The sequence below is a fragment of the Vibrio hangzhouensis genome (assembly GCF_900107935.1).
Classification (GTDB): domain Bacteria; phylum Pseudomonadota; class Gammaproteobacteria; order Enterobacterales; family Vibrionaceae; genus Vibrio; species Vibrio hangzhouensis.
On record NZ_FNVG01000031.1, the window covers coordinates 1 to 18,876 of the forward strand.

Below are 18,876 nucleotides of genomic sequence, written 5' to 3' on the forward strand. Positions count from 1 at the left end.
CGACGCTGTTGAATATGTAAATATTGCCGTTGCCATTCCAATTGAGATACTCGCCTCACTGCACTATAGCCTTGATAGGGCACTATACTCAAGTAACCTCAAGATGCTTGTTCAGCGAGAATTACTTGGCTTCTAGGCGCGGCAGTGATTTGAAGATCTAGTGGCTCTAAATCGAAAATCGCTAACAAAGCATATAAGCCAAGAAAACTCGCCCTTTGGGAGCTCATCAAGGTGCCCATTTCTGCGTCAAATAGCTTCGAAAGGGAATAGCCATTCCTTCAACTATTTTCCTTGAACTGAACACCTTGATGAAGCTCTGAGTCCTACATCTTGAGGTCACTTGAGTATATAGCTATTTGATTACAAACGATCAGTAGTTGGAATAGTGGTCGTTTTGTTCTAAAACTTAAAGAAAGGCGAAGGCAATAATTTGATACGGAAATCTTTAGGGAACAAAGGAAAATAGTATGAAAGGCATTATTTTTACCGAATTCATGGAGTTAGTTGAACAACAGTTTGGGCTGGAAGTTCTCGATGAGGTGTTGGAAATGTCCGGTGATGAGGGTATTTATACCGCCGTCGGCAGCTATGACCATAAAGACCTGGTCAAACTGATCGTGAATTTAAGTAAGAAAACCAACATTGACGCTACGACATTACAACAGGTATTTGGTAAAACCGTATTCAAGACGCTACTCGCTTCCATTCCTCCAACCGCGAGCATTGGCACAAGCTCGACCACGTTTCAGTTTCTCCGTCACGTAGAAGATTACATACATGTAGAGGTTAAGAAGCTCTATTCGGATGCGCATCCGCCCCAGTTCGATTTCATAAGTGAGACAGAAACGGAAATGATAATGGATTACCAGAGCGCGAGATGTATGTCGAATGTATGCTTAGGTTTGATAGAGGGGTGTGCGGAGCATTTTGGTGAAAGCGTTCGTGTTCAAATGACTCCCCAGATGGAGGATGGCAGCCTCGTTCGGTTTAATCTAACTGTATCGTGAGAGTACTATGACCAGCAGTCAAGCCATTGAAAGGAAGCTCAAACGAGAAATCGCGGCACGTAAAGAAGCAGAACGACTTTTAGAGGCAAAAAGTCTAGAGCTGTACTATGCCAATCAAAAGCTTGAAGTCGCGCTGATTCAGGTCGAAAAACGGTCTCAGGCTAGCTTTAAGAAGCTGCATTTTCAGCAGAAAATTGAGCGCATCCTTATCTACTTTGGTAAAACTCTGTTAAGAAGCAATCTTGATGATGTGTTATTAAATGGTTTGGTGAAACATATCGAAGACATATCGAGTAATGTTAGTTGCTCGATAGAGCTTCAAGACCAATTACTGCCCACACTTTCGACCGCATCAATTACTACCTCCAGACACTTTGAATGCGAGGATGTTGCTACTATAACTATCCCTATTCAGGTTGAGCAAAATAGAGTTGGAAAACTGATGGCAACTGTTGCCAACAATGAATATAACAACAGCTTTGTTCGCAGCCAACTGTCCTTGATTTGTGAACTTTTGACCGGTTCTATTTCCAGACAATTGATCAACTTGCGTTTAGTTGAGTCAAAGGAAAGGGCTGAGGCTTCAGAGCGTTCAACCCGTGAGTTTTTGGCGATGATTAACCACGAACTAAGAACCCCACTCAACGGTTTGTTAGGTAGCGCTGAGTTACTTGCTGATACCGGTCTAACAGAAATACAAAAAGATCTCCACCGAAACTTAAATCACTCAGGACAGCTATTAAAAGCCATCATAAACGACCTGTTGGACTTTAGTAAGATCGAAGCAGGGATGTTGGAACTCATTGAAACCACTTTTGATTGGAACACGCTAGAATCGACGCTACGAAGCATTTTCGAACATCAGGCAGCCGAAAAGCGGCTAAGTTTCTCGATCAACGCGGACAGTTTATCGGGTCGATTAATCCAAGGAGATTTGGAGCGTCTGACACAGATTTTTGTCAACTTGATAGGTAATGCGATTAAGTTCACCGATCAGGGGAGAGTAGAGCTGAACGCGATCGTTAGGGACAGTGATGTAGAATTTTTAGTCTCGGATACAGGAATCGGAATTAGCAGTGAGGCGCAGCGCTCCCTTTTCCAGCCATTTATTCAGGTAGACCGGTCCAGTACGCGAAATTATGAAGGTACAGGTTTAGGCTTGGCTATCTGTAAACGTCTGGTGGAATTGATGGACGGACAAATTGCCTTGGACAGTCGGTTAGGAGAAGGTACCACTTTTCGGGTGATTCTTCCGTTGATGTTTATCCAGCACAATGCCGATGTAATACAACAAGCCAACCCCAAGGAACCTGCATCCGACCTTTCAGCACTTAACGTATTGGTTGTTGACGATATCAAGATGAACCAGATAGTGATCACCAAGATGCTCAGTAAGCTGGGAATAAAGGCCGATCTGGCTGTTAATGGCGCTCAGGCGCTAGAGTGGGCAGCGAAACGGCAATACGACATTATTTTCATGGACTGCCGCATGCCGGTCATGGATGGCTTTGAAGCCACCCGTCGTTTGCGTGAATCTAATTATACCAACCCCATCATTGCGCTGACTGCGGGCACAACGCTTGAAGAGCGTCAAACATGTTATGCGGTAGGGATGGATGACATATTATCAAAACCTTATACCGCTCAAGAGTTAACCTTGACGCTCACTAAGTGGGCGAGCAGCGAGAGCTTACAGGTTCGCTAAGACCGGTAGTATTTTACCAAGCTTGTCGTATGTCTCCTGATATTCTGAGCTGCATTCGCTATCTGCCACGATACCTCCTCCAGCCCAGGCGTGTATTTTACCTTCTTTGGCTATAAGCGTTCTTATGGTGATACTTGTGTCCATAACGCCATGGGCGCTGATATAGCCAATGCTGCCACAATAAACGCTGCGTCGATGTGGTTCCAGTTCCTCGATGATTTCCATGGCACGTACCTTCGGGGCGCCGGTAATTGAGCCGCCAGGGAAGCATGCTTTAAGTAGATCCGTGGCACTATACTTAGGGGCGAGCACGCCGGTAACGGTACTGACCAGGTGGTGCACAGCAGGAAAACTCTCGATGGAAAAAAGTCTGGGAACCTGAACACTGCCCGGTGTGGCCACACGACCAATGTCGTTCCGCAGCAGATCAACAATCATCAGGTTTTCAGCCTGATCTTTTGTCGCATTTTGGAGTTGTTCGGCATAGCGTTGGTCTTGTTCAGCATCATTGGAGCGTGGTCGGGTACCTTTAATAGGTTTGGTCTCAATCTTCCCGTGCTCGAGCTGCAAAAAACGCTCTGGAGAGACACTTAGGATGGCACTTTGCTCTGTCCGGATAAACGCGCTGAAGGGTGCCTGATTCTGGGTATCCAGTCTACAGAAGGCTTGCCACTCACTGCCAAGATAATCAGCGGTGTGTCGTTGAGCCAGATTGATCTGATAGCAGTCACCTGCATGCAAATAGTTCTGCACTGAATCGAACTTTTGCTGGTAGGCTTTTTCTGTCATGTTGGACTGCCAATCCGATGTTAAGCGAAACGGTGCCTCGTCTGGCGGCGTTTGTGAAGTAAGCCATTGGTGGTGCTCTTCGCAATTATTACCCACTATGGTGGCTTTGTGTTGTTGATGATCGACGATGAGCGCCCAGTCGTAGATACCCACTGCCATATCGGCTGCTTCAATATCATCAGCGGCAATAGTTGGGATGCGTTCTACTCGTCGTCCAAGATCGTACGCAAAGTACCCCGCAGCACCCCCAATGAAGGGCCACTCACTATGTTCGTCGGTATAGCCAATCAAGGTGTCAATCAGATGATTAATCAATACAAACGGGTCTTCGTCTGAGGTCGAACGCTCACCATTTACTGTTACTACCGATTCATTTTCGAATGACTCTACTGTCGCAATAGGTTTGGTCACCAATATATCAAAGCGATTGTTCTCATGTGGAGTCGTTGAGGACTTGAGTAGCATTGACCAGGGGAGCTGCTCAATAGTCGCAAAGCGCTCTGTTGCGAGCTCTGGATAGTATGGAATGTCAATGAATTGAATAGATTGGCTTTGTTTTTTGTTCATTTGCTTAAATTGTGACAGAAACGTTGTCGCACTCATGGCGCATAGTGGAAAGCAAGAGTATCATATTTTCACAATAAAAAGTCGGGCAATTATCCCTGAAAATACTGCGTGTTAAGCCGGTATAGATCACGGAATAGCAAGCCCGTCAGACTGGAAGCTAAAATTACAAAAGAGGTATTCAATGGCGGTTATTCGTAAAGAAGATGTTATCAGCAGTGTCGCTGATGCATTGCAATACATCTCGTATTACCATCCCCTCGACTTTGTTCAAGCCCTAGACAAAGCTTATCAAAAGGAAGAAAGCCAAGCGGCGAAAGATGCGATCGCGCAGATCCTGATTAACTCCCGCATGTCCGCAGAAGGTCACAGACCGATCTGTCAGGACACGGGGATCGTTACCTGTTTCGTAAACATTGGAATGAATGTTCAATGGGACACGGAGCTGACGGTTCAAGAGATGATCGATGAAGGCGTTCGTCAGGCTTATACCAACCCAGACAATCCGCTGCGTGCTTCGGTGCTTAAGGATCCCGCTGGTAAACGCATCAACACCAAAGACAACACGCCTGCAGTCGTACATATTAATATGGTGCCAGGTGATAAGGTTGAAATTCAGATCGCGGCGAAAGGCGGCGGCTCAGAAAATAAAACTAAAATGGTAATGTTAAACCCTTCAGATGACATCGCTGAGTGGGTAGAAAAAACACTGCCGACGATGGGAGCCGGTTGGTGTCCACCAGGTATGTTGGGCATTGGTATCGGTGGTACCGCCGAGAAAGCGGCAGTATTAGCGAAAGAATCCTTGATGGAGCATATCGACATTCAAGAGCTTATTGAACGCGGCCCTTCGAATGCAGAAGAAGAACTTCGTCTGGACATTTTTAACCGGGTAAACAAGCTAGGTATTGGTGCTCAGGGGCTTGGCGGCCTGACAACTGTTGTTGATGTAAAAATCAAAACCGCGCCAACTCATGCCGCTTCTAAGCCTGTGTGCATGATTCCAAACTGTGCCGCGACACGTCACGTTCACTTTACGCTTGATGGTTCGGGGCCGGCAGAGCTGACTCCACCAAAACTGGAAGAGTGGCCAGATATTACCTGGGAAGCTGGCGAAAATACACGTCGGGTCAACCTGGATACCATTACTAAACAAGACGTTCAAGAGTGGAAAACGGGCGAGACACTATTGCTTACCGGAAAAATTCTGACAGGTCGTGATGCAGCGCATAAACGTATTCAAGGGATGTTGGAGAGTGGTGAAGGCTTGCCAAAAGGTGTCGACTTTAAAGGCAAATTTATCTACTACGTTGGCCCCGTTGACGCGGTTGGTGATGAAGCGGTAGGCCCTGCAGGCCCGACAACCTCAACGCGTATGGACAAGTTTACTGAGATGATGCTGTCCGAAACTGGCCTGACAGGAATGATTGGCAAAGCAGAGCGCGGTCCAGCAGCGATTGAATCGATCAAAAACCACAAAGCCGTCTATCTGATGGCTGTTGGTGGCGCGGCATACTTGGTAGCTAAAGCGATCAAAAAAGCGAAAGTCGTGGCGTTTGAAGATCTGGGTATGGAAGCGATCTATGAGTTCGAGGTTGAAGATATGCCCGTAACCGTCGCAGTGGACTCGAGTGGTGCGAATGCTCACCAAATTGGTCCAGATACCTGGAAAGTAAAAATCGCCGAAGCTGAAAAAGCCTCTTAAAGCGACAATAAAAAGTGGGTGTGTGAAAACATACTCGCTTTTTTTTATCTATAATTCAGGCGTATACTGAATAAAAAGAACGAAGGAGAGAGCTCATATGCCTCGATTTATACAAATATTGCAAGTAGCGGTACTGTTAGTAGTGGGATTTTTCGTTGGCTACGATCTGATTTTACACGGCATTAGTATCTTCAATGAGAAGTATGTGACCATGACCTGTGCACTGACGGTGCTTCTGGAGATTGCGCTTTTCGTTATCTATAAGCTAATAGAAGAAGATTAACTCTGCTCACTATTGATATCCAAACCCCTGAACAGTTTCAGGGGTTTTTTGTTCATGTTTCGTTAATCTCGTATAGTGCAAAATAAAGTTATTAATTTCACCGGAGCACGTTGAATGAACCGTATTGGTCAAGAAGTATCAGATCTCCTGCATCGCAGCATGGACTCTCATGTCCGAATCGCGGTCACAGGCCTGTCAAGAGCTGGAAAAACCGCGTTCATCACCTCTCTCGTTAACCAACTGTTACACACTTCTACCCACGATAATTTGCCATTGCTTGATTGCGCTAGGGAAGGGCGATTGGTTGGCGCCAAGCGGGTACCACAATCCAACTTGATGGTCCCCCGTTTTGCTTATGATGATGCCATGGATCAACTGCATTCCGTGCCAACAGAGTGGCCGCAGCCTACCCGTGACGTCAGTGAAATACGTCTTGCGGTAAAATATAAGCCAGCTAAGGGTGCGAAACGTCTGCTGAGTAAGACGTCGACCTTGTATATCGATGTCATTGATTATCCTGGCGAGTGGCTATTGGATTTGCCGTTGATGGATCTGACGTTTGAACAGTGGAGTGAAATGCAATTTGAAGGTTTGAAAGGCATCAGGCTCGAGTGCGCGCAGACATGGTTAGCCAAATTGGAGCAGTTCGATGCAAAAGATGAACAGAATGAAAAAGCCATAGCAGACATCGCTCAAAGCTTCACTGACTACCTGTATGCGTGTAAAGACAAAGGTTTGCATTGGGTTCAACCGGGACGTTTTGTGTTGCCGGGAGAGTTAACTGGTGCGCCAGTTCTGCAATTTTTCCCTTGTAAAGAACCGCTAGAAAAGACCAGCAAAACTAGTGGCTACGCAATGTTGAAACGGCGTTATGAAGAGTATCAGAGCAAAGTGGTGAAGCAGTTTTACAAGAATCATTTTGCTACCTTTGATCGTCAAATTGTTCTTGTTGACTGCTTACAGCCACTCATGGCTGGTGATGAGGCGTTTCATGATATGAAAGAAGCGCTTCAGCAGATCATGAAAAGTTTTCGTTATGGACAGTCGAATCTACTGCGTCGATTGTTCGCACAGCGTATTGATAAAATTCTGTTTGCCGCAACTAAGGCCGATCATGTGACTCCGGACCAACACAACAATTTGGTGAGTCTGTTACAACAAATGGTGCACCCGGCCTGGCAAGAGACGGCATTCGAGAATATTGAGATGAGTTGTATGAGTGTTGCCTCCATTCGCGCCACGGAGGCCGGTTTTGTCGGTAAGGGAAGTGAAAGCTCTGCTGCACTGAGGGGGACAACACTGGATAACGAAACCATGACCTTGTATCCGGGGGATGTCCCGGCGCGACTGCCTAAACCTGAGTACTGGCAAGATAATCGTTTTGAGTTTACCTCGTTTCGACCTCTTGAAGGGGCAAGCGATAAGCCTTGTGCGCACATTCGCCTTGATAAGGCTCTGCAATATTTGATTGGAGATAAGCTTCGATGAGTGATTTTAAAGGTAGAAAAGTATTTACTGATGAAGCGTCCATTAAGGAGGATGCGACTGATGTAAATACTCAGAAATTATTTGAAGCTGAAGAGACGTTTGTACCGGTAGAGCAGATTGCAACCGAGCACAAAAATGAGGTCGAGTTAGAGCAGGTCGTTAAAGGTAGTGGCAAGAAGGGGTGGATTGCGACGAGCCTGTTGACGACGTTTACCGGACTTGTCGGGTGGCAAGCGATAGATAATGTGATTACGGCGGCTAATACGGGAGATTACCTTTCCCTAGGTTGGTCAGCGCTTGTAACGGTTATCGCGACTCTGGGTATAGGCGCATTGGGTAAAGAGCTCTACAAACTTCGTAAACTGAAAGATCATTTCTCTGTTCAGGAGCAGGCTGAGGCTCTGATTGAAAATGACGGTGTCGGCCAGGGAGAAAGGTTTTGCCAAAAGCTTGCTCAACAAGCCGGTGTACAGCCAGAAAACCCAGCGTTTGATCGCTGGAAGAATAGTATACACAGCGCGCACAGTGATGCCGAAGTGCTTAATATGTACCAGTCGATGGTGATAAAAGAGCAGGATAAACAGGCACTCGCTGCGGTTTCCCGGTTATCGGGAGAAGCGGCACTTTTGGTGGCTCTAAGTCCACTCGCGATTGCTGACATGCTGCTGATCGCCTGGCGCAACTTCAGAATGATAGACAGACTTTCGGAAATATATGGTGTAGAGCTGGGCTACTGGTCTAGATTGAAGCTGTTCAAACTGGTGTTGATGAATATTGCTCTGGCTGGTGCCAGTGAGCTGGCGATAGAGTCGAGTGCCGATATCCTGTCGATGAACCTGGCCGAGAAGCTGTCGGCAAGGGCAGGGCAAGGTTTAGGTGTGGGTCTGCTAACAGCTCGCTTGGGTTTGAAGACTATTAGTTTAATGCGACCAATTCCGTTTCCAAGTGAGGAACGCCCAAAACTAGGCTCAATTCGTAAGTCTGTATTGGAAAGCTTGAAGAGCAAGTTGAGTTAGCCGACGATTAGCCGAGTAGTAATAATTAGACAAGGACAGGAAATTCCCTGTCCTTGCTGGGTATTATTGTTCCGCGATCAGCTGTTGTTGAAGATCGAGCATCTCTTGATAGGGACCAAATTTATGTTGCTCCACAGGAAAATAAGGAGGTTGGGTTAAGTCATTTGTGCCATCCGCTCTTGGATAGAGGTTGGGGTAAAATGCGTCGACTTTCTTTTTCTTCCAGTTAGGGGTACCGTCCGGACTGGTTCCGCTCCAGTCAGATAATTGATTAGCAAACAATGGGCGAGACTGGGAGACGATATAGGCTGATACATCCCAAGCTTCGTTATCGGTTAAGTCTTCTTTGCCGTAAGGCATGTTATGTTTGACAAATTTTACCGTTGTTCGAAGTCTGTTCATCCCTGCTCCATTGTTAAAGCTATTTGGGCCCCATAACGCGGGATAACGATATTTCTGTTCGTCTGCATCCCAACGACCTTCACCGTTCTCTCCGTGACAAGTCTCACATTCGTCTTTATAGACTTCAGCGCCACGATTAGGGCTAGCAGCGCGAGATAGCAGTTCAAGGTCTGGCCCCATTCCAAGACTAGGAACTGATTTCCAGTCTTCTACCTGCAATCCGGTTGCTAGCCATTCCATGTAAGCGACCATAGCCTGCATTTCAGCACTTTCTTGAGGGAGCGCACTTCCATTCATTGAACGCTGGAAGCAGCCATTGATTCTGATGGGTAGTGTTCGATATTCGTCAGTACGCGAACTGTAAAGCCCTTCTCCCGCATATTTTTTACTGACAGCAATGAATGGACCGGCGTTGGGTTTCGTCCCTTCGCTAAGGTGGCAACTGGTGCATGAGAGTTTATTTCCTGAGTAGGGTACTTCAGCGTTTTGACCTAAATATTTATAAGTGTGAGTTAATAACGACTTGCCGTACTCGACAACCTGTCGTTCACTGTCAGTCAAAGATGACATCGATGGTGGTAACCACTTATACTCAAAAAGCGCGGGATAATCCTCGGGGTCTGGGGCACTGGCAAGTACAGAGAAGGAACATAAAACGATGGGCCATATTATTTTCATGACGTGGGACTCCTCAGTGAATTGTTAATAACCATTTTAATTTTATGGGTATTGGCGAGGTGTCACTATTGTGGAAATCCACATGGAGAATGTGAGTGTGATCTTAAACCCAAAATGTGTCGGGTCATCGAAACAAACCGTCGCCCTAACCAACGTTAAGGGCGACGATAACTAGATTGTTACGCTTTTTGAATTCTGGCGGGTAGTGCCTGACGTGATGCAGCACCGACCACCCAGTCTAACAGTACCCCCTTTCCCTGCCGGGTAGGGTCAATAAGTCCAATCTCATTAATATTCACACCATCCTCTGAATGGAGTTTTGTTGGCTGTTGTTTATCACCAATCCAATGGGCACGCTGCCCTAATTCTTTATGCCCAAATCCATGTTCGAAGCCAAGCGTGCCAGGTCTGATACCATCGATGATCAACACTTGTGCCCTTAGCGAGGCGCTGGGTGTTTCGATAATCACAGAATCTCCACTCTTCAATGCATAAATCGCTGCATCCTGAGAGTGAATATAGACCGGATTGGTCCCTTTTATCGACTGTAACCTTGGCGAGAGATTGGAAACCGCGCTGTGGATGTTGGATTTAAAGTTAGTCAGCGAGAACGGCCACTCTGTTGTCGGATAGCGTGATTCCATTGGGGTACCGTCACTCAAGCGTTGCGGGTGCCAAGTGGGGCAACCGACGTATCTCTCACCTGTCATGGTATTCACTGAGGTGCCAACTTTCTCATTCCAAATCGCTAAGGGCTTCATCCATTTGTGCTTCATTTGCTCCTCTTGATAAGCCTGTGATGCGTTTTCGAAGCGTCCCCCTCTGGCGAGGATAAAAGCGACGCGTTTTACCTCGTCTGGCGACAAGGCGTTATTCATCGCAGGCATCAAACGATCCAGACCGGACCAGAAAATGTCTTCGGCCGAAACATTGGGAACGGAGCCTTTAGCAAAGGCAAGGTTAGCAGCTGAACGTAAGTAGTAGTCTTCTGCACTGTGAATATCGTGCCAAGTGCCGTCCTGAGCCTTGATTGCTTTTGTTCCAAACCCTCCAAGTCCTAGATTTTTGGCTAGATCAATCAGAAAGTTTTCCAGATTGATCGGTCTGCCATCTGGCGATTTTTGGGTTCTGGGCTCAACGATTGGCCACCGAGCCGTCACGGCTTTTGTCGGTACGCCATGCCATGGGGTCGCCATTCCCCAACTCTCATAGCTAATCGTATCGGGAACGATGTAATCAGACAGTGCCGTGGTTTCGTTAATAAAAGCGTCGATGGAAACAATCAGGCCCAATTGTTTGGGATCCTTGAGCTTATCTTCAAGCAATGTCTTCAATCCGGGTACGCCATAGAGGGGGTTGGCCATGTGGTTTATCCAGGCCTTTACCCGATAAGGATAACCATCGATCGCTGCTGACAGGTGTTCAGTAAGCAGCGGCGCAGAAATGGGATACCACGGAGCTCGTGTTGGATAAGGTGATTCGCCGGCGGCGACACGACGTTTATACTCGCTGGTTTTTTGATAAGGAAACTTACTTCGGGATAGAAATACCCCTTTAGGGCCCACTTTTCCGGAAAAAGCGGTGAAGTCATATCTAGGACCTTTGGCCGAAGTCGGATATCCACCGGCTTTGGCCATGGCGCCACCTTTTAAATTTACATTCCCTATGAGTGCGTTGAGCATCAGAATGGTGTAGGAATTGTAGAAGCCATTGGTGTGCATATTTCCACCATGCGTGTCCACGACGGCCTTAGTTCCAAAGCTGGTAAATTTCTCAGCAAGTTCGATTATCTTTTCTTCAGTAATGCCACACTGCTGGCTGTAAAAACTGAGGTCATGTTTGTCTACTTCTTCACGCAGACGTTGCAGAGAAGATTTGACGGCGACAGAAGCCCCGTTAAGGTTGATGATTTGATCGACGAAAAGAACGGCCTCGCCTTCCTGAGTATGCACAGACAGGGTATTAGTGAGAGCGTCTACTACTGCAAAGGGGTCGCCATCCGAGCGTGGTTTCCCAGAATAGGGCAGACCAACATCGGAGGCTCTGAGGAAGCTTCCGTCTCTCGGGTGATCAGGGTCACTGATGACAAGGTGTGTCGCATTACACCAGTGTGCATTTTTTGCTCGTTTCATCGCCAAGGGACCGGGTTGTGCTAGAAATGTTTGATTATATCGTTGGTGATCAAACATCCACTGCATCATTGCCAGGACTAAAGCTGAGTCACTGCCGGGTTTGATGGCTAGCCAGTCATTGTGCTCTTTGGTCGAGAGGTTCATCGATCCTGCAGGCATTGATGGCGTGACAACGGTGTACTGTAATTGACCTTTGGCCCGAGCTTCGGCAAGCAGTCGCGCTTGCCTTTTGAACGGATTACCCGCCTGACCAGCCGACATACCAATAAACAGAATGTATTCAGTGTGTTCGAAATCTGGCTTTAGATGGGCGAATTTGGTTAGATCATTCATCAACGCACCACTACCGGCTCTGAACGCGTAACCGCAATAAGAGCCATGGTGACCCACATTACGTGTACCAAAGCTGTTCAAGGCAAATCGTTTCAGGATGTCATCACGTCCTTCATTGCCGGCATTTGTTACCAGCAACTGATTCGCTTTGGGACCGTACTCCGGGTTGAGTGCATCTAACGGGGTTTTGACATCACGAATGGCTCGGAGCCCCTCTACCTGACCTTCACCAAATAGGTCACCACCTTCGGTGATCTCTGTAATGAGCTGCTCATAACTGATGGGTTGCCACTTTCCTTCACCTCGCTTACCAGCCCGTTTAAGGGGTTGGGTAATTCGATAGGGGCTATTTTGCAGTTCTAACATGGCATTTCCACGTGCACAGACGGTGGAGCGTTGCTCCAGTCCCGACTCCCCGGAGAGTGACAAATACGCTTGTTTTACAGGCGTTTCGAACGGTAGTTGATGACTTTGTGATAGTGGATGGTAAGGATTGCCTGCGATTCTGAGAATATCATCGGTTTGATTGTCAATTCTCGCTCTCACACCGCATAGAGTCCAGCATCCAAAACACATCGACGGGCTCACTCTTTGAGCGGGATTGGCCGTGAGGTTGTTGTCGTTAGTGACACGATATTCTGGTACGAGGGAATTACCGTGGTGATGATGATCCGTTGATTGACCAGCTGAACCATTGACTGCCCCATCTACCGTATGTTTTGCGGTCGTGGAATAACCTGCAGCGAAGACTCCAAGGCCACCGACAGCCAGCCCGGATTTAAGAAGTTGACGACGTTTGCTGTCCATAGAATTACCTTTCGAATTGTTCGTTAGCAAGTGAAGAAGGGTTTTGGTGTGAGTGCTGCACACGGGTTAGCTCACTGGTGATGAGAGCAAATGTGCACCAAAGTCCGAGCATGCCGAGTATTCCCAAATATCCAGCAGTGCCGACAGGAAGCTCGTAAGGGTAAAGGCCTGCATCATATTTTGCGATGCGCTGTGTTTCCATTAGCGTTACCCAACGCGTCATCCATGCTGCACCTAATGTCATTGCGGCAGTGAGTATTGTGCCCGAAAGCGACTTGGGAAGCAGAGTGGTCGATGTTGGCAGCAGTGCACACAAAACAAACAATAGATACAGCGCCATCAGGTAGTAAAACCAGGTTGGCTGAGAATAGACATGAAACATGGGATCGTTAGAGGCCCATATTGACAGCAAGATGATGGCCAGTACACCAGTGACCTTGAGCGTGCGAGTTATCAGTAGCATATCGCATGGATTGAACGTGGTGCGGAGTCGTTTTCCGGCCTGAAGCAGGCAAAGGATGAGACTAAAGCCGATGGCTGACAAAAAGGCAGTGACAAACCAAAGCAATGGTGAGGCGGATTGATTCCATAAAGGCCGCGCCTTTATCACCGCCACTTCAGCCCCGGTGTATAGAGCGATGCTTAAGCCAGAAAGCATGGTGACTAACGCAACAAAGAGCAACTGGCGATGAGTGGTCTTCCAAGACCCAAAACTTAAATGGCCCACAAATTTAAGTGCTTGATTTGGTGAGTTTCTGATGGCAACTAAGTCGTCTCTCAAATAAAGCCACGCGGTAATGACAGACAGAGCACAAAACAGAGGAAGGAAAATGGAGCCGAGTGACATCCACGACCACGGTGTAAAATGTGCGTAGAAATGCCATGCTCTGGCGGGTTGGTGCAAATCCGCACTCAGGGCGAGCGCTCCGACAATGGCGCTGATGGCCATAGTGAGTACCAGTGAGGTTCTCAACAGATGACTGGTTTTCTCCCTCCAAATCAGCGCTATCAGAAAGAGTATGGAAGCTGCATAGGCACCACCAATATAGAAGAAATACTGAGCCGCCCAGGGGAGCCAGGCTATTTCTTGAGGAGTAATTAACACTTCAGTTATTTTCATTGGTGCTCTCCTTGAGTTTGGTAGATGGCGCTACTGCCTTCGATGCGGGTGACAAAGTGTTCGTTAAGGCCGATATAGAAAACATGTGGTTTTGTTCCCTGCTCGGGTTTAAGTACCCGAATATTGTCCTTATTGGCTTCGAGAAGTTGGTTAATGGTGCTATCGGGATTGTGGAGATCGCCAATAACCCGGGCACCGCCAACGCAGGTTTCGACACAGGCGGGCAGTAATCCTTGTTCGATGCGGTGGGCACAAAACGTACATTTGTCAGCGGTTAGTGTCTGTGAATTGATGAACCGGGCGTCGTAGGGGCAGGCCTGTACGCAGTAGGCGCAACCAACACAGCGTTTGTTGTCAACCATGACAATTCCATCTTCTCGCTGGAAAGTAGCCTGAACAGGACATACCGCGACGCATGGCGGATTTTCACAATGGTTGCAAAGCCTCGGTAACATGACAGCCTGACATTGCGGTTGGTTCTCCGTATCCGTTGATACGACATCATACTGTTTTACTGAGGTTCGAAACTGACCGATTGGTGTTTGATTTTCAATGCCACATGCGACGGTACAGGCCTGACACCCCACACACCGGCGAAGGTCGATAACCATGCCGTATCTTCTTCCTGCTAATCCCTGTCGGTCGTCAGATTGATTGTTGCGAATCACGGTGTCCGCGGCGGCGACACCTACACCGGTCACGGGTATGAGTGCAGCCCCGGTGGTGAGTGCACCTAAAAAGCGTCTCTTGGAGGAGTCCATAGTTCACCTTAATTGAATTACTGGGTTGACTTGTTCATTGTCAGAAATCAGGAAGGATGAAAAAATTGTGGATTTCCACATATCCTAGTCATTCTTGATCTGAAACAAGGGAATAGCATGGGGAGTTACTGGTATGCTTTGTGTGCACTATTGCCAGAAGGGAAAGCTAAATGCGCATCAGTAATTGGAAGCAACGGTTTGTTTTTGCTCTGCTTTCATTCACTCTCTTTTCCAGCCATGCTCAAGAAGAACTACCGCCAGATCAGCAGTTGGTCCAAGTGGGCGTACTGGCGATTCGCGGCAGTATGGACGCACAAATTCGATGGCAGCCGACCTTGGATTGGTTGTCCCAGCGTATTCCAGAAGTGACATTTGAATTGCACCCTCATGACTTGAGAGGTATGGCTGAAGCGGTAGAAAAGGAGCAACTGGACTTTGTATTAACTAACCCGGGTCAAGCCGTACAGTTAGGTCGAAAGTATGCATTTTCGTGGTTGGCGACACTTACCAGTGGCGCACCCCATAATACAAACTATGGCATCGGTACTGCTTTAATCGTCAAAAAGGACTCGCCCTATCATTCGGTACAAGACCTATTTGGGTTGCCCATCGCTGCTGTTTCTCAGAATGCCTTTGGCGGTTTCCTAACGATGCGCTACGAACTCCAACAAATGGGGATCGATACGAGTCGCTTTTTTGCCGATGTCCGCTTCCTCGGTTTTCCCATAGATGCGAGCCTCTATCAGTTGCGTGATGATGTCGTCAAAGCCTCGGTGGTTCCCGCATGTTTGCTTGAAAAAATGTCAGTCGAAGGGTTATTGAACAAAGATAATTATCGTGTCATCAACCTAAAACCACATGCACAATTTCATTGTCAGGCTTCCACTCAACTTTATCCAAACTGGTCTTTTGCGAAAACGCCAACAGGTTCAGAGACGCTGGCAAAAGTCATGACTCAGTTTCTTCTGGCGATGCCAGCAGAGAGTAAACCTCTTCACGCCTTAGGGGCTTCAGGTTGGACTTCGCCAGTGAGCTTCCTATCGGTTGACAAACTTTATCAGGCATTAGACCTACATCCACTCCAGCAACCCTGGTGGGTTGATGCTTATCGTTGGCTAAGTCAGCGCCAACAGTGGGCCTGGGGATTGTTTGTGCTGGTTATTGTTCTCAATGGTTATCATTTTTGGCTTGAGTTTAGATTTAGCAAAAGCAAGAAACAGCTTGAGCAGACTCTGTTTCGGTTGAAAGAAAAGAGTGAATTTCTGGAGCACTCCCAACGTCTGTCGATTGTTGGTGAATTGGGTACAAGCGTGGCCCATGAAATGAATCAGCCTCTTGCTGCTATTCGGAATTACTGTGAAGGGGTTGCACTTCGTGTTGAAAAACAGAAACCATCGGCAGAGGTACTTCCATTGCTGGAAAAAGTTCAAAAGCAAGTCGACCGGGCAGATGCAATTGTTCAGAGATTGAGGGCTCTGATAAAACACCAGCCAGTAGTGAAAGAGTATTGTGATATTGACCAGATAGTCAGAGACAGTGTCGACTTACTGCAAAATCGGATCCGTAATGAGAAGGTAGCGCTTTCAGTCGTGATTTGCGGGAAAAAATTCGACATACAAGGAGACGCAGTCGGTCTTCAGCAAGTCATTATCAACGTATTGAACAACAGCATGGATGCATGCAAGTTGTTTCATCAACAATACCTCGCCTCGAACTACGAGGCAACAGTTAAGATACAGGTTGAGTATTCTAACCCCAAACTAATAGTTACCATTATCGATAATGGCACCGGATTAAAAGTAGAGCGTCCCTTGGAAGGGTTGGTAACGAGTAAAAAGGACGGGCTGGGATTAGGACTGACAATCTGTCGTGATATCATAGAGAAACATCAGGGAACCTTAACAATTTGCTCCAAATCACCGCACGGATGCCAGGTAACCGTTACACTACCGGGATTGGACGAAGCTGTGTGACAAACCAGTATTGGCAAAGATGTGACGAGCGGAGAATAGGTGATGTTGAAATTGAACAAGAGTCTGCCTATTTATGTTGTTGATGATGATGAATCTGTGCGCGATTCTCTGGAATTGCTACTGGCAGAATATGACTTTAATGTGGCAAGTTTTGATGATGGTCGGCTTTTTCTTTCTCAAGCCTCGATTCATGAGCCTGGCTGTGTGATTCTGGACAGCAGAATGCCTGAGTTGATGGGGCAAGAGGTTCATCAAATATTGGCAGAGAAAAACAGCCCGTTGTCGGTTATTTTTCTCACCGGGCATGGTGATGTGCCTATGGCGGTATCGGCGCTCAGGCTAGGTGCCGTCCATTTTTTCCAAAAACCTGTTCGGGCCGCAACCATGTTGCCAGCGATTAGGGAAGCCCTGTATCAATCGGAAGTCAATGCAAGACTGCTAGCGGGCAAAGAAGCCTTGGATAGCCTGACCAACAGAGAGTTGGGCATTCTCAGATTGCTGATTGCTGGTAAGAGAAACAGTTCTATTGCCGATGAGTTGTGCATCGCAGAACGAACAGTTGAGGTTCACAGAGCAAGCTTGATGAAAAAATTCTCAGCCCGTACTGTAGCAGAATTGGCTTATGTGTACGGGTTAGTTGAGTAAACAAGCCCACGATAATGAGATACGTGGGCTTGTCCGATTCTTGAGTGTTATTCACAAGGCGGAGCCAAATGAATTAGCGCCAAGCCACCTTGTGACGTCTCACGGTACTTCTTGTTCATATCTTTACCTGTCTGATACATAGTATCGATGACTTTATCTAAAGAGATGAGACACTTACTGGTGCGTTTTAGTGCCATGCGTGAAGCGTTGATTGCTTTCATTGCACCCATGGCGTTGCGCTCAATGCAAGGAACCTGAACCAAACCGCCAATAGGGTCGCACGTCATACCAAGCGAGTGCTCCATGGCAATCTCGGCTGCAATACACATCTGTTCATTGCTGCCACCGCGCAATGCTGTCAGACCGGCCGCCGCCATTGACGACGATACGCCCACTTCACCCTGACAGCCGACTTCGGCACCAGAGATAGAGGCGTTAGTTTTATATAGAATACCGATAGCGCCCGATACGGCTAAGAAATCTTTGAGCTGCTTGGTGTCGAGCTCTTTAATGAATCTGTGGTAGTACATTAATACCGCTGGAATCACGCCTGCTGCTCCGTTTGTCGGAGAGGTGACGACTTGACCGCCGGCCGCATTTTCTTCACTGACGGCAAACGCAAACAGGTTTATCCAGTCCATGATTTCCATTGGATCATTTTCAATAGCCGCATTGGCTTCGAGTTTTTTCAACAGGTTAGGGGCGCGGCGAGTCACATTGAGACCACCATCAAGAATCCCTTCGGTCTCAAAGCCACGCTCCATGCAGCGCGTCATGACGCGCCAGATCTGCTCAGCTTTTTCATCGATATCCTCAAGAGCTTTAAAAGCAAGCTCATTGCGGAGCACCATTCCACCCAGACTCAATCCATTTTTCTCTGCCAGTTCTAGCATTTCATCCGCGCTTTGGAACGGGAATTCGACAGCTACTTCTTGTTCTTTTTTACCGTGTTGCAGTTCGTGCTCTGTAGCGATAAAACCGCCACCGATTGAGTAATAGGTTTCAAAACCAATACGACTACCTTTGCTATCAAAAGCAGAGATGGTCATGCCGTTTTCGTGGAGAGGAAGGTTCTCTTCATGAAACAGCATATCGGTTTTGTAGTTGAATGCGATGTTGTGCGTGCCTGAAAGAGGCAATTCACCTTCATCGATCGCTTTTCTCATCGCCTGGTTAGCACTGGAAATTTTAATCGTATCTGGCTTGTTTCCGAGAAGACCCAGAATCGTCGCACGATCGGTATGGTGACCAATTCCTGTCAGTGATAGGGAACCGTAGAGGTCAACTTGAACTCGTGCCACCTTTTCAAGATCTTCAGCGATCAACTTTGTGAACTGGTAGCCAGCGATCATTGGACCATTTGTGTGCGAACTCGAAGGGCCGACGCCTATCTTATATATCTCAAATATTGAAAGCATGCTCACCTTCTCTGTAATTAGTGTTTGTCTGATTGAGACTGACCTGAACC

14 protein-coding genes are annotated in these 18,876 nt (G+C 47.3%); 8 read left to right on the plus strand and 6 right to left on the minus strand.

Going from position 1 to position 18,876, the window contains the following annotated elements; translation table 11 throughout:
- Positions 1-467: 467 nt before the first annotated feature.
- Positions 468-1,007 carry a heme NO-binding domain-containing protein gene (locus C4S60_RS20610; RefSeq protein WP_103882181.1) on the plus strand — a complete coding sequence of 180 codons (540 nt, stop codon included), beginning with the start codon at positions 468-470 and terminating at the stop codon, positions 1,005-1,007.
- 7 nt (positions 1,008-1,014) lie between these two features.
- The gene (locus tag C4S60_RS20615; RefSeq protein ID WP_103882182.1) at positions 1,015-2,712 is read left to right on the plus strand and encodes an ATP-binding protein; all 1,698 of its coding nucleotides are present in this window, start codon (positions 1,015-1,017) and stop codon (positions 2,710-2,712) included.
- On the opposite strand, the gene pabB is transcribed toward C4S60_RS20615, so the two are convergent.
- Complete coding sequence (gene pabB, locus C4S60_RS20620; RefSeq protein ID WP_208623292.1) at positions 2,698-4,068, minus strand: aminodeoxychorismate synthase component 1; 1,371 nt, start codon at positions 4,066-4,068, stop codon at positions 2,698-2,700. The two genes, C4S60_RS20615 and pabB, sit on opposite strands and share 15 nt — an antisense overlap.
- Before the next feature lie 181 nt (positions 4,069-4,249).
- Here pabB and C4S60_RS20625 point away from each other — a divergent pair, with 181 nt between their 5' ends.
- The 4 genes from C4S60_RS20625 (at position 4,250) to C4S60_RS20640 (ending at position 8,557) form a co-directional block, all read left to right on the plus strand.
- Positions 4,250-5,770: a fumarate hydratase gene (locus C4S60_RS20625; protein ID WP_103882184.1), complete on the plus strand. Its 1,521-nt coding sequence runs from the start codon at positions 4,250-4,252 to the stop codon at positions 5,768-5,770.
- Positions 5,771-5,867: 97 nt separating this feature from the next.
- Positions 5,868-6,053, plus strand: coding sequence for a hypothetical protein (locus C4S60_RS20630; protein ID WP_103882185.1), 186 nt, complete (start codon positions 5,868-5,870; stop codon positions 6,051-6,053).
- 114 nt (positions 6,054-6,167) lie between these two features.
- Positions 6,168-7,541 carry a YcjX family GTP-binding protein gene (locus C4S60_RS20635; protein WP_103882186.1) on the plus strand — a complete coding sequence of 458 codons (1,374 nt, stop codon included), beginning with the start codon at positions 6,168-6,170 and terminating at the stop codon, positions 7,539-7,541.
- A complete protein-coding gene (locus C4S60_RS20640) occupies positions 7,538-8,557 on the plus strand; it encodes a YcjF family protein (protein ID WP_103882187.1) in 1,020 nt (339 codons plus the stop codon). The genes C4S60_RS20635 and C4S60_RS20640 overlap by 4 nt, the downstream gene beginning before the upstream one ends.
- Before the next feature lie 63 nt (positions 8,558-8,620).
- Here the strand turns inward: C4S60_RS20640 and C4S60_RS20645 are convergent, their stop codons facing one another.
- The 4 genes from C4S60_RS20645 to dsrO all read right to left on the minus strand — a co-directional run bounded on the left by C4S60_RS20645 (position 8,621) and on the right by dsrO (position 14,790).
- Positions 8,621-9,637, minus strand: a complete 1,017-nt coding sequence (locus C4S60_RS20645) for a c-type cytochrome (protein WP_103882188.1) — start codon at positions 9,635-9,637, stop codon at positions 8,621-8,623.
- A 179-nt stretch (positions 9,638-9,816) separates the two neighbouring features.
- Positions 9,817-12,909: a tetrathionate reductase subunit A gene (locus C4S60_RS20650; RefSeq protein ID WP_103882189.1), complete on the minus strand. Its 3,093-nt coding sequence runs from the start codon at positions 12,907-12,909 to the stop codon at positions 9,817-9,819.
- 4 nt (positions 12,910-12,913) lie between these two features.
- Positions 12,914-14,029: an NrfD/PsrC family molybdoenzyme membrane anchor subunit gene (nrfD, locus tag C4S60_RS20655; protein ID WP_103882190.1), complete on the minus strand. Its 1,116-nt coding sequence runs from the start codon at positions 14,027-14,029 to the stop codon at positions 12,914-12,916.
- On the minus strand, positions 14,026-14,790 hold the full coding sequence (gene dsrO, locus C4S60_RS20660) for a sulfate reduction electron transfer complex DsrMKJOP subunit DsrO (RefSeq protein ID WP_103882191.1): 765 nt from the start codon (positions 14,788-14,790) through the stop codon (positions 14,026-14,028). The genes nrfD and dsrO overlap by 4 nt, the downstream gene beginning before the upstream one ends.
- A gap of 170 nt (positions 14,791-14,960) precedes the next feature.
- Between dsrO and C4S60_RS20665 the strand changes: the two genes are divergently transcribed.
- Together C4S60_RS20665 and C4S60_RS20670 are read left to right on the plus strand one after the other, a co-directional pair.
- Positions 14,961-16,763 (plus strand): sensor histidine kinase, encoded by a 1,803-nt coding sequence (locus C4S60_RS20665; protein WP_103882192.1) that lies wholly within the window; start codon positions 14,961-14,963, stop codon positions 16,761-16,763.
- A 42-nt stretch (positions 16,764-16,805) separates the two neighbouring features.
- Positions 16,806-17,408: a response regulator transcription factor gene (locus tag C4S60_RS20670; protein WP_103882193.1), complete on the plus strand. Its 603-nt coding sequence runs from the start codon at positions 16,806-16,808 to the stop codon at positions 17,406-17,408.
- Positions 17,409-17,455: 47 nt separating this feature from the next.
- On the opposite strand, the gene C4S60_RS20675 is transcribed toward C4S60_RS20670, so the two are convergent.
- A complete protein-coding gene (locus C4S60_RS20675; protein WP_103882194.1) occupies positions 17,456-18,826 on the minus strand; it encodes an L-serine ammonia-lyase in 1,371 nt (456 codons plus the stop codon).
- Positions 18,827-18,876 lie beyond the last annotated feature (50 nt).

What these genes read in the sequence shown, in the direction of transcription:
- dsrO (WP_103882191.1), bottom strand. Translation starts at nt 14,790, where the DNA reads ATGGACTCCTCCAAGAGACGCTTTTTAGGTGCACTCACCACCGGGGCT.
- C4S60_RS20675 (WP_103882194.1), bottom strand. Translation starts at nt 18,826, where the DNA reads ATGCTTTCAATATTTGAGATATATAAGATAGGCGTCGGCCCTTCGAGT.
- C4S60_RS20670 (WP_103882193.1), top strand. Translation starts at nt 16,806, where the DNA reads ATGTTGAAATTGAACAAGAGTCTGCCTATTTATGTTGTTGATGATGAT.
- nrfD (WP_103882190.1), bottom strand. Translation starts at nt 14,029, where the DNA reads ATGAAAATAACTGAAGTGTTAATTACTCCTCAAGAAATAGCCTGGCTC.
- C4S60_RS20665 (WP_103882192.1), top strand. Translation starts at nt 14,961, where the DNA reads ATGCGCATCAGTAATTGGAAGCAACGGTTTGTTTTTGCTCTGCTTTCA.
- C4S60_RS20635 (WP_103882186.1), top strand. Translation starts at nt 6,168, where the DNA reads ATGAACCGTATTGGTCAAGAAGTATCAGATCTCCTGCATCGCAGCATG.
- pabB (WP_208623292.1), bottom strand. Translation starts at nt 4,068, where the DNA reads ATGAACAAAAAACAAAGCCAATCTATTCAATTCATTGACATTCCATAC.
- C4S60_RS20650 (WP_103882189.1), bottom strand. Translation starts at nt 12,909, where the DNA reads ATGGACAGCAAACGTCGTCAACTTCTTAAATCCGGGCTGGCTGTCGGT.
- C4S60_RS20645 (WP_103882188.1), bottom strand. Translation starts at nt 9,637, where the DNA reads ATGAAAATAATATGGCCCATCGTTTTATGTTCCTTCTCTGTACTTGCC.
- C4S60_RS20630 (WP_103882185.1), top strand. Translation starts at nt 5,868, where the DNA reads ATGCCTCGATTTATACAAATATTGCAAGTAGCGGTACTGTTAGTAGTG.
- C4S60_RS20610 (WP_103882181.1), top strand. Translation starts at nt 468, where the DNA reads ATGAAAGGCATTATTTTTACCGAATTCATGGAGTTAGTTGAACAACAG.
- C4S60_RS20625 (WP_103882184.1), top strand. Translation starts at nt 4,250, where the DNA reads ATGGCGGTTATTCGTAAAGAAGATGTTATCAGCAGTGTCGCTGATGCA.
- C4S60_RS20640 (WP_103882187.1), top strand. Translation starts at nt 7,538, where the DNA reads ATGAGTGATTTTAAAGGTAGAAAAGTATTTACTGATGAAGCGTCCATT.
- C4S60_RS20615 (WP_103882182.1), top strand. Translation starts at nt 1,015, where the DNA reads ATGACCAGCAGTCAAGCCATTGAAAGGAAGCTCAAACGAGAAATCGCG.